The 9,188-nt window shown below is 71.3% G+C and carries 10 protein-coding genes; 8 read left to right on the top strand and 2 right to left on the bottom strand.

All coding sequences use genetic code 11. The features are described 5' to 3' along the window. The first annotated feature begins 24 nt into the window (after positions 1 to 24). The 7 genes from Q5694_RS13135 (at position 25) to Q5694_RS13105 (ending at position 5,715) form a co-directional block, all read left to right on the top strand. The gene (locus tag Q5694_RS13135) at positions 25 to 237 is read left to right on the top strand and encodes an MbtH family protein (protein ID WP_333933018.1); all 213 of its coding nucleotides are present in this window, start codon (positions 25 to 27) and stop codon (positions 235 to 237) included. 149 nt (positions 238 to 386) lie between these two features. Next, positions 387 to 1,652, top strand: coding sequence for a KamA family radical SAM protein (locus tag Q5694_RS13130; protein ID WP_333933017.1), 1,266 nt, complete (start codon positions 387 to 389; stop codon positions 1,650 to 1,652). Positions 1,653 to 1,741: 89 nt separating this feature from the next. After that, the gene (locus Q5694_RS13125) at positions 1,742 to 2,992 is read left to right on the top strand and encodes an MFS transporter (RefSeq protein WP_333933016.1); all 1,251 of its coding nucleotides are present in this window, start codon (positions 1,742 to 1,744) and stop codon (positions 2,990 to 2,992) included. Positions 2,993 to 3,039: 47 nt separating this feature from the next. Next, on the top strand, positions 3,040 to 3,879 hold the full coding sequence (gene ddaH, locus Q5694_RS13120; RefSeq protein WP_333933015.1) for a dimethylargininase: 840 nt from the start codon (positions 3,040 to 3,042) through the stop codon (positions 3,877 to 3,879). 74 nt (positions 3,880 to 3,953) lie between these two features. Then, a complete protein-coding gene (locus tag Q5694_RS13115) occupies positions 3,954 to 4,472 on the top strand; it encodes a GNAT family N-acetyltransferase (protein ID WP_333933014.1) in 519 nt (172 codons plus the stop codon). A gap of 99 nt (positions 4,473 to 4,571) precedes the next feature. Further along, positions 4,572 to 4,925 (top strand): hypothetical protein, encoded by a 354-nt coding sequence (locus tag Q5694_RS13110; RefSeq protein WP_333933013.1) that lies wholly within the window; start codon positions 4,572 to 4,574, stop codon positions 4,923 to 4,925. A gap of 187 nt (positions 4,926 to 5,112) precedes the next feature. Next, positions 5,113 to 5,715, top strand: coding sequence for a hypothetical protein (locus Q5694_RS13105; RefSeq protein ID WP_333933012.1), 603 nt, complete (start codon positions 5,113 to 5,115; stop codon positions 5,713 to 5,715). Positions 5,716 to 5,728: 13 nt separating this feature from the next. Here Q5694_RS13105 and Q5694_RS13100 read toward each other — a convergent pair whose 3' ends face one another. Both Q5694_RS13100 and Q5694_RS13095 read right to left on the bottom strand, forming a co-directional pair. Next, positions 5,729 to 6,502, bottom strand: coding sequence for a polysaccharide deacetylase family protein (locus Q5694_RS13100; protein ID WP_333933011.1), 774 nt, complete (start codon positions 6,500 to 6,502; stop codon positions 5,729 to 5,731). Positions 6,503 to 6,772: 270 nt separating this feature from the next. Further along, a complete protein-coding gene (locus tag Q5694_RS13095) occupies positions 6,773 to 7,624 on the bottom strand; it encodes a GntR family transcriptional regulator (protein WP_333933010.1) in 852 nt (283 codons plus the stop codon). Between the two features lie 257 nt (positions 7,625 to 7,881). On the opposite strand from Q5694_RS13095, the gene Q5694_RS13090 reads away from it, so the two are divergent. After that, the gene (locus Q5694_RS13090) at positions 7,882 to 9,147 is read left to right on the top strand and encodes an extracellular solute-binding protein (RefSeq protein WP_443040867.1); all 1,266 of its coding nucleotides are present in this window, start codon (positions 7,882 to 7,884) and stop codon (positions 9,145 to 9,147) included. The last annotated feature ends 41 nt before the right edge of the window (positions 9,148 to 9,188 follow it).

Here is a 9,188-nt window from a genome sequence, read left to right as displayed (position 1 = left end):
CGTGCCACGAGAAGGAGGACACCCATGTCCGCAGAAGAGGACACCCGCACCTACCGCGTCGTCGTCAACCACGAGGAGCAGTACTCGATCTGGGCCGCCGGGCGTGACGTGCCGGACGGCTGGACCGCCACCGGGTTCGAGGGGCCGAAGCAGGAGTGCCTCGACCACATCGACGAAGTGTGGACGGACATGCGGCCGCTGAGCCTGCGCCGGCGGATGGCGGACGCCGGGCAGTGACCCGTCGGGCCCTGCCGGGGCGCGGCCGCACGGCACACGCCGTCCGGCCGCGCCCCGCCCCGGCCACGCCCCGGACTCCCGGCCGTGATGCCCCCGCGCGCAGGCGCCCCTCCCTCGTCGAAACCAGTGAGCCCCACAGATAGGCGGCAGTGTTGAAAGTCTTCGCCCACCAGCGTCTTGAACGCCTCGCCCGCGAGCGGGGCATGCTGGAGGAGTACCTGCGCGAGCTGCGGGTGGTGTCGTCGGTGCTGCCGTTCAAGGTCAACGAGTACGTCGTCGACGAACTGATCGACTGGTCCGCGGCACCGGACGACCCGATCTTCCGGCTCACCTTCCCGCACCGCGACATGCTGCCGCCCGACGTCTACGACGGCATGGCGGCGTTGCACCGCACGGCCGCCGCACCCGACGTGATCCGCAAGGCGGCACGTGAGGTCCACTCCCGTCTCAACCCCAACCCCGGCGCGCAGTTGGAGGCCAACGTCCCGACGGACGGGGACCACCCCCTGGACGGCGTCCAGCACAAGTACGCCGAAACGGTCCTGGTGTTCCCCGCGCAGGGCCAGACCTGCCACTCCTACTGCGGCTACTGCTTCCGCTGGTCGCAGTTCGTCGGGAACGCCGACATCCGCCAGGCTGCCCCGGACGTCGCCCGCGTCGTGTCGTACCTGGCCCGCCACGACGAGGTCAGCGACGTCCTGTTCACCGGCGGCGACCCCATGATCATGAGTTCCGCCGTACTGGACCGATGGGTCGCCCCGCTCCTGTCGGCCGACCTCGGCCACATCCGCACGATCCGCTTCGGCACCAAGGCCCTCTCCTACTGGCCCTACCGCTTCACCACCGACCGTGACGCCGACGACCTGCTGCGGCTGTTCGACCGGATCGTCGCCGACGGACGGCACGCCGCGGTCATGGCCCACTTCTCCCACCCGAGGGAGCTGGAGAACCCCGCCGTGCGGGAGGCGATCCGGCGCATCCGCGACACCGGCGCCGTGATCCGCGCCCAGGCGCCGCTCATCGCCCACGTCAACGACCGCGCCGAGGACTGGGCCGTCATGTGGCAGCGCCTGGTGGAACTGGGCGTGCTGCCCTACTACATGTTCGTCGAACGGGACACCGGCGCCCACAGTTACTTCAGCGTGCCGCTGACCCGCGCCCTGCGCATCTACACGGACGCCGTGCGCCGGGTGTCCGGCCTGGCACGCACCGCCCGCGGACCCGTCATGTCCGCGGCACCCGGCAAGGTCCTCGTCGACGGGGTCGTGACCCTGGGCGGCGACGAGGTCTTCAGCCTGCGCATGCTCCAGGCGCGTGACGCCCGCCTGGTGGGACGCCAGTTCTTCGCCCGGCACGATCCGGACGCCGAATGGCTGGACGACCTGCGCCCCGCACCCGGCTCCTGGTGGCCGTGACGCCCCCCGCAGCCGGCCCGCCCGGCGAGAACGCGGCCGCAGCGGCCCGTCGACCCGCCGCCCCACGACCGTCCGCACTGGAGGAATCGATGCCGCCGACCAAAGAGGACACCGGCGCCACGGCGAACGCCGACCCGACGCCGAGCCTGTGGCGCAACAGGGACTTCAACCTGCTCTGGGCCAGCCAGTCGCTCTCCGACCTCGGCACCGCCATGTCCAACCTGGCCCTGCCGCTGCTGGTGCTGCACCTCACCGGCTCGCCCGAGCAGGCGGGCCTGGTCGGCACCGCCGGTCTGCTCGTCACCATGGTGTGCAGACTGCCGGCCGGTGTGCTCGCCGACCGGCTCGACCGGCGCCGGGTGATGATCGCCTGCGACCTGCTGCGTCTGGCGGCCTACGGGGCTCTCTTCGGCGCGGTCCTGGCCGACGCCGCCGGAATCGCCCTCGTGCTCGCCGTGGTCGTCCTGGGTGCCGCGGCCAACGCCCTGTTCAGCACCGCCGAACACGCCGCCGTCCGCAGCCTGGTCCCGGCCGGTCAGCTGTCCACCGCCGTCGCCCGCAACGAGGCGCGCGCCTACGGCACCTCGCTGGCCGGGCCGTCGCTGGGCGGCGTGCTCTTCGCGGCCGGCCGGTCGCTGCCGTTCCTCGGCAACGCCGTCAGCCACCTGCTGTCCCTGATCGCCGTCCTGTGCATCCGGCGGCCCCTGCAGGAACGGCGGACGGCACCGGCGGAGACCGGACGGGCCGCCGGGACCGAGGGCGTGCGCTTCGTCCTGGGCAATCCCTTCCTGCGCGCCCTGCTCCTGATCGCCGCCCCCCTCAACATGGCGTTCACCGGCATGATCTTCGCCATCATCGTCGCCCTGCAACGCGAGGGCACCTCGCCCGCCCTCGTCGGGACCGCCAGCACCATCTTCGGACTCGGCGGCTTCCTCGGCGCCTTCGCCGCTCCCGCCCTGCAGCGGAAGCTTCCCCTGCCCAAGCTGATCCTGGTGCTGTGCTGGGTCACCACCGCCCTCATGGCGGCCGGCGCCCTGTTCGCCACCAGCGTCCTGGCCGCCGTCCCGCTGGCCTGTGCCGTCTTCCTCGGCCCCACCGCCAACGCCGCCCTGTTCGGCTACCAGGCGGCCATCACCCCCGACCGGCTGCAAGGGCGCGTGATCAGCGTCATCCTGCTGGTCGCCACCTCGGCGGCGGCCCTCGCCCCCGGACTCGCCGGCGTGCTCCTGGCACACCTGTCCAGTGCGGCGACGATGCTCACCTTCTCCCTCATCGTGGCGGTCGCCGCCGTCGCCGCCACGTTCAGCTCCGGCATCAGGACCATGCCCACGGACGTGTGACGTCCGACCCCGGCCGGACACGGCCCGAGACAGAAGGAATTCACCGGATGCGTGAACGCACGGCCCGCCCCAGGCGGTACGTCATGTGCCGTCCCGAACACTTCGACGTCACCTACTCCATCAACCCGTGGATGGACACGGGCAAACCCGTGGACACACCCCTGGCCGTGGCCCAGTGGGAACGGCTGCGCTCCGTCCTGCAGGAGGCCGGACATTCCGTCGCCCTCGTCGACCCGGAGCCGGACCTGCCGGACATGGTGTACGCGGCCAACGGCGCACTCGTCGTCGACGGCAAGGTGCTCGGCGCACGTTTCCGCCACCCCGAGCGTGCCGCCGAGGGCACGGCGTACCTGCGCTGGTTCCGGCAGCAGGGGTTCCGCGCGGTCGCGAGCCGCAGTGTCAACGAGGGCGAGGGCGACTTCCTGTGCACCGGGACGGTGATCCTCGGCGGCCACGGCCTGCGCAGCGAACGGGAAAGCCTCCTGGAGGTCCAGGAGTTCTTCGGCCGTCCCGTGATCGGTCTGGAACTGATCGACCCGGACTACTACCACCTGGACACCGCACTGGCCGTCCTCGACCACGACGAGGTCATGTACTACCCCGGGGCGTTCAGCCCCGGCAGCCGCGAGGTGCTGCGCCGCCTGTACCCGGACGCCATCGAGGCGGAGCCGGCCGACGCGGAGGTCTTCGGACTCAACGCGGTCAGTGACGGTCGGCGCGTCTTCCTCCCCGAGGCCGCCACCGCTCTCGCGGAGCGGTTGCGCGAGCGCGGATTCGAACCGGTGGGCGTCGATCTGTCCGAACTCCTCAAGGGCGGCGGCAGCGTGAAGTGCTGCACGCTGGAAGTCAGGGCACAGCGCGGAGGAGAAAGCGGCACACCGTCCTGACGGGAGGACGTACGGTGGGGACCACACGACCCCCAGCAGCGGCCTCCTGCCGTCCGGCCCGGCAGGAGGCCACGGTGAGCACACTCGCTGCCCGGCCGATCAGCACCGAGCGACTCGACCTGCTGCCGCTGCGGGTGGAGCACGCCGAGGAGATGGCCGTCGTGCTGTCCGACCCGGGCCTGCACACGTTCACCGGTGGCGCCCCCGACACCCCGCAGGCCCTGCGTTCTCGGTACGAGCGCCTCACCGCGGGCTCTGCCGTCCCGAGCGTGTCCTGGCTGAACTGGGTGCTGCACCTGCGTGCCGAGTCCCGCCTGACGGGCACGGTCCAGGCGACGGTCGGTCCGTCCGATGACGGGCTCACGGCCGAGATCGCCTGGGTGGTGGGAACCCCGTGGCAGGGAAGGGGCATCGCCCGCGAAGCGGCCCGGGGACTGCTCTCCTGGCTCCGCGAACGGTCCGTGCACACCGTCATCGCCCACATCCCGCCGGACCACCGGGCGTCCGCCGCCGTCGCCACCGCGGCCGGTCTCACACCGACGGACGCCCGGCACGACGGCGAGAGGCGCTGGCAACGGCCGTTGGGCCGCTGACCGTCGCAACCCGGGCCGAAATACCTGGCAGTCCGGGCGTTCCTGCCGGTAGTGTCCGGCTTTCCGAGCCCACCACCGTCCACCTTCCGGGATGCCCCGATGACCAGCCCGCGACCGACGACGACCCTGTGGCGCCCCACCGGTCCCGAGGAGCTGGAACTGGTCCGCCGGCTGAACTGGCGTGCGTGGCCCGCGCGCTTGCCCCATCAGCCGATCTTCTACCCGGTTCTGGACGAGGACTATGCGATCCGGATCGCGCGGGACTGGAACGTGAAGCACGACGGCGCGGGATTCGTCACCCGCTTCGAAGTCGACGCGCCGTTCCTCAGCCGCTATCCCGTCCGGCAGGCGGGCGGGAAGACGATCCTCGAACTGTGGGTGCCGGCCGAGGAACTGGACGATCTCAACGCCCACATCGTCGGTGACATCCAGGTGATCCACGAGTTCCGCTGATCCGGGCCGCCGACCTCTGTCGGACCGAGGACCGCGGCCCGCTGCCCGTTCGCCGCAGGGCTGCACACGGCCACTGATAGCCTCGTGTGGATCACGGAAGGCAGGCCCGGCGTACATCGGTCGCGGGCCCGGAGTCACCGGATCGCCGAGAACGCCCTGACGGACCGAAAGGCAACACCGCACTCCCATGCACCTGCGCACCCCCCGTACCGCTCTGGCCGCAACCGTCGCCGCGCTGGCGCTGGCCCTCACCGCCTGTGGAAACGGAGGCGATTCCGCCGACGGCAAGGCCCGGCCGAGCGAGGGGAGGTCCGAGTCGGCGAAGGCCAGGACGTCGTTCCGCCTCGGCGAGCCGAGTCCGATCAAGGAAAGCACGGCCGAGAAGGACAAGGGGACGAAGTACACGCTGACCCCGACGAAGGTGGAGACCGGCACGAAGGCCGACATGGCCAACTCCGGCCTCAAGAGGGACAAGGACGACGAGCCCCAGGTGCCGGTCTACGTGTGGACCACTCTCCGGCACGTCGGCGGCAAGCCCATGGCGTCCGGTGACATGGACGACGACCTGATCGTCCGGACGGACAAGGGCAAGCGCACCAGGGCACTCATCGTGCTGTTGGGCGAGGCGAAGTGGCCCGACTGCCCGACGCCTGAGAACAAGACCCTGCGCCCGGGGCAGTCCCAGAAGATCTGCAAGGCGTTCCTCATCCCCGAAGGCCAGAAGGCGAGCGCCGTCGAACTGTTCCAGGGCTTCTCCAAGGAGCCCCTGGAATGGCCGGTGAGCAGCTGACCGGGCCCGGTCCTCAACGTACCGGGAACCCGCACGAGTAGCCCTGTTCCTCCAGCCAGGGGAGGATGCGACGCAGGGCCTCGACGGTCTGGGAGCGGTCGCCGCCCGCGTCGTGGAAGAGGAGCGTCGGTCCGTTGGCCAGTTCCCGCCGGACGGTGGCCACGATGGCGTCGGCGCCGGGACGCTCGAAGTCCTTGGTGTCGACGTTCCAGCCCAGCGGCCGCATCCCCCGTGACGCGGCGAGTTCGCGGCTGTAGGGGGTGAACGCCCCGCCGGGCGCCCGGTAGTACATCGGCCGGACACCCCCCGACGCCTTGGTGATCATGCGCTCGGCGTCCAGGATCTGCCGTGACTGGTAGGTCCGGGAGTTCTTGTCCATGGCGGTGTCGTGCGAGACGGAGTGGTCGCACAGCCGGTGCCCGGCCGCGACCACCTTCCTGACGAGGTCGGGGTGTGCCTGCGCCTGGGTACCCACCATGCAGAACGTGGCCTTGACCCCGTACTGCCGCAGGACGTCGAGGACTTGCGGGGTCCACACGGGGTCGGGGCCGTCGTCGATGGTGATGTTCACGCCGCGTGCCCCCTTCTCCGACGCGTGCGCGATGGTGACCGCGACCGGCTCGACGTCACCGCCGGGGGAGGCCGAGACCGTCGCCTTCGGCCTCGGCGCGTCCGTGGCGCCGGCCCGTGCGGTCCACACCGAGGCACCGGTGGCCAGCACCGTCACCCCCAGCGCCGCCCCGACGACCTTGCCGTACCAGCCCCGCCCGCCACCGTGCCGCGCCATGTCCGCCCCGCTCCCACGCTGTTCCTCGTCCGCTCCGCGGTCGCCTCGCGACCACCTGACAGGACGAGGACCGACGGGTGCGGGATCCGCCCGTGACGGATTCCGGACGATTCCGCGGGAGTTCCCGGACAACCGATCGTGACGGTGGGGACGACCCCCTGCGAAGGCGGTCGGCAGCAGCGCCGTCCAGGCGTGCGCGGCGCCGGGGCCGCCTTCCGAGGCTGACGCACACCGTGTGCGGGAGAGCCGCCCCGGACCGTCTCCGCTCCGTCAACGCCCCCTGCCCGCCTCCCCGTCCGCCCCCGCCTCGACGGAGAGGCTGGGCTCCCACTGTCCCACCCCGCTCGGCGCGACCCCCGGTGTCACCCCCGGGCCGGGGGAAGCCTGCCGCCGGTCCGGGGCGTTCAGGCTCAGGCGGGACACGATGCGGTAGCGATCCCCCCGGTAGATCGAGTGGACGTACTCCACGGGCCGGCCCCGCGTGTCGCTGGTGTGACGCTCGAAGAGAAGCGCGGGCGACAGTTCGGGCACGCCCAGCAGCCTGGCCTCCGCCTGGCTGACCACGGTGGGCTCGATCGTCTGGGTGGCGTCGCAGACCTGTACCCGGTGCCGCTCGCGCAGGTGCTCGTAGAGGTCGCCCGTCTCCAGCTCCCCCGCGCTGAGCGCGGGTACCAGTTGCGCCGGGATGTGCAGGTGCTCGATGGCCATGGGGACGCCGTCGACCAGCCGCAGGCGCGCCGCGTAGACGATCTCGGCGGCGGGGGACAGGTGCAGTTTGCGGCCCACCCGGGCGCCCGCCGTGATGGTGGCGAACTCCAGCAGACGGCTCGACCAGGCGCCGGACGCCTGCGGCAGGACCATGCCGTGGGAGTCCGAGACGAGTTCCTGCGTGATCTTCTCCGGCGCGACGAACATGCCCCGCCCGTGCTCGCGCACCAGGAGCCCCGCCGCGACGAGTTCGTCGACGGCCGCGCGGAGCGTGGGGCGGGAGACCTGCAGCGTGGCGCACAGGGACCGCTCGGAGGGGATGGAGTCCCCCGGGTGCAGTGACTCGATCAGCTGGAGGATGTGGTCCCGCACCCGCTCCCGTTTGAGTACCGCCCCCGACCCGTCAGCGCCCATGCCCGACCGCTCCCGCTTCGCCGTACGCGACTGTTCTGCGACCCGCTCCGTGGACTCTTTACCACTCGGCGCCCGCTGGTCAAGCAGGCGGATCCCGCGACCGTACCGTCCCGCGTTCCGGCCGGAGCGGAAGTGAGGTGAGCGCGGGGGATTGACGCCTCTATTGGTCTATGCCATTTTCATCGACCAACGAGAGGTCACCTGTCCAGTGGCTCAACTGGTCAGGTGCCTTGGCGCCTTACCTCCAGGGGTGAACTGTGAAGCTCCGCATGCTTGCAGGACTGACCGCACTGGTGATCGTCTCGGGCGTCAGCGCCTGCGGCGACGGCTCCGGCTCGTCCGGTGACTCCGCCGACGGCGCCACGACGATCGACGTCTGGCTCATGCGGGACAGCGTCTCGGCGCAGTTCCAGAAGCAGTTCGTGGCGGGGTTCGAGGCCGCCCACCCCGACATCGACGTCAAGGTCCAGATCCAGGAGTGGGACGGCATCGGGGAGAAGGTCACGGCCGCCCTGGCCAGCAACGACGCCCCGGACGTCATCGAGACGGGCAACACCCAGGTGGCGCAGTACGCACAGAGCGGCGGCCTCCTCGACCTCAGCGACAAGGTCGACGAACTCGGCGGAGGCGACTGGCTCAAGGGGCTGGCAGAACCGGGGGCGTACGAAGGCAAGCAGTACGGCATCCCGTACTACGCCGCGAACCGGGTCGTGATCTACCGTACCGACCTGTTCGAGAAGGCCGGCGTCGACGCGGCCTCCATCAAGACCCGCGACCAGTGGATCGCCGCCACCGAGAAGCTCGACTCGGGTGGCACGCAGGGCATCTACCTGCCGGGCCAGATGTGGTACGCGCTGGCCGGGTTCATCTGGGACGAGGGCGGTGACCTGGCCACGCGGTCGGGCGGGAACTGGCGGGGCGCACTCGACACGCCGCAGGCGCTGCGCGGCATGGCCTTCTACAGGAAGCTGCAGGCCCTCGGGAAGGGCCCCAAGGACTCCGACGAGGCGGAGCCGCCCCAGGCCGAGGTGATGGCCAAGGGGCAGGTGGCGCAGATCATCTCCACACCCGGCGGAGCCGACGTGGTGACCGAGAACAACCCCGAACTCGAGGGCAGGCTCGGCTTCTTCCCCATCCCGGGCAAGACCCCCGAACAGCCGGGCTCGGTGTTCATCGGCGGCTCCGACCTGGTCATCCCGGCGGCGTCGGGCAAACCGGAGGCCGCCTTCACCTTCGTCAAGGAGCTGACCGGCGACACATGGCAGCGAAAGCTCGCCGCCGCCATGAGCTACGTGCCGAACAGGACGACCCTCGCCGACGCGGTCGCCTCCGACCCCGGTGCCTCGGCCATGGCGGTGGGTGCCGCCGTCGGCCGGGCCACGCCCAACACCCCCGGCTGGGCGGCCGTCGAGGCGAAGAACCCCATCAAGGACTACATGACGGCGGTCCTGACCGGCGCCGACGCCCGGGCGGAGGCGGCCCGTGCCTCCGCGTCGATCACCGCCGCCATGAACGGCTCCTGACAGCGTCACCGGCAGCACCTGGCGCCGCCACCCGGCGCGGT

Origin of the sequence: Streptomyces sp. AHA2 (assembly GCF_036857595.1) — a bacterium.
GTDB lineage: Bacteria > Actinomycetota > Actinomycetes > Streptomycetales > Streptomycetaceae > Streptomyces.
Note: the sequence above shows the minus strand (reverse complement) of the source record. Positions and strands in the feature narration are given on the sequence as shown.